Raw genomic sequence first — 477 nt, 5'->3', positions numbered from 1 at the left:
CGAAGAGGGTGAGGGCCAAATCGAAGCGGGAGGAGTTGCCCTCCAGGGGAATGGGCTGGAAGGCCATGCCCGGGACGCGGAGTGCCTCGGCGGGGGCATTCTGCAGGACGAGCATCACCTGGAAGAGGGGGCTGCGGCTCAAGTCACGCGAGGGCTGGAGGACTTCCACCAGCTTCTCGAAGGGGACGTGCTGGTGCTCATAGGCCGCGAGGGTGGAGGCCTTCACCTGGGAGAGCAGCTGGCGGAACGACTCCTCGGGGCGCACGTGTGCGCGCAGGACGAGGGTGTTGACGAAGAAGCCGATGAGGCCCTCGGCCTCGGAGTGGGTGCGGCCGGCGATGGGAGAGCCAACGCTGATGTCGTCCTGGCCGGAGTAGCGGGAGAGGAGCAGCTGGAAGGCGGAGAGCAGCAGCATGAAGGGCGTGGCGCCCTCCCGCTGGGCGAGGCCCCGCAGCGAGTCCGTCAGCTCCGAAGGGA

Annotated in this window: 1 protein-coding gene; it reads right to left on the bottom strand. The window is 68.3% G+C overall.

Annotation, left to right across the window (positions count from 1 at the left end):
• Positions 1–477 (bottom strand): condensation domain-containing protein (locus AABA78_RS38905; RefSeq protein WP_338270592.1); only part of this gene is annotated, 477 nt, incomplete at both ends.

The organism is Corallococcus caeni, assembly GCF_036245865.1.
Lineage (GTDB): Bacteria > Myxococcota > Myxococcia > Myxococcales > Myxococcaceae > Corallococcus > Corallococcus caeni.
This window is presented reverse-complemented; position numbering and strand designations above follow the sequence as displayed.